Genomic DNA, 520 nt, shown 5'->3' with positions numbered 1-520 from the left:
AGCCGAGAACAGCAAACTTTGAACATCTTCTGGCATGCAATCGATGATCTTATCGATCGAGTCGATAAAGCCCATATCAAGCATCTTATCGGCTTCGTCCAGTACCAGCATTTCCACTTCATCAAAATGGATCGCACGCTGGCCGTATAAATCAATCAGACGTCCTGGTGTGCTCACCACAATATCTACGCCTTCAATCAGCGCTTGCTTCTGCGGCGCATATTCCACGCCACCAAACATCGCCATTGAGCGCAGTGGCAAGTTCTTCCCGTACGCTTCAATACTTTGATGCACTTGCAAAGCCAGTTCACGCGTTGGCGTAAGAATGATGGCACGAGCGCGTTTTTTACGTTGTGTCTCACCTTGGCTAAGCTTTTCTAAGATTGGCAACACAAAGCTGGCGGTTTTACCCGTGCCTGTTTGCGCAGCCGCGATCAAGTTGCTGCCACGCAGCACAATTGGAATCGCTTTTTGTTGGATAGAAGTCGGTTTTTCGTAACCCAGCGCCGTTACAGCATCC

General features: G+C 49.2%; 1 protein-coding gene. It reads right to left on the bottom strand.

The genetic code is table 11. From position 1 onward, the window contains the following. Nucleotides 1-520, bottom strand: a 520-nt coding sequence (locus tag R8N49_RS30345) for a DEAD/DEAH box helicase (RefSeq protein WP_318190850.1), incomplete at both ends; no start/stop codon positions are given.

This window comes from Vibrio sp. 1978, assembly GCF_033344345.1.
The sequence above is the reverse complement of the archived record's forward strand: the minus strand, read 5'-3'. Positions and strand labels throughout refer to the sequence as shown.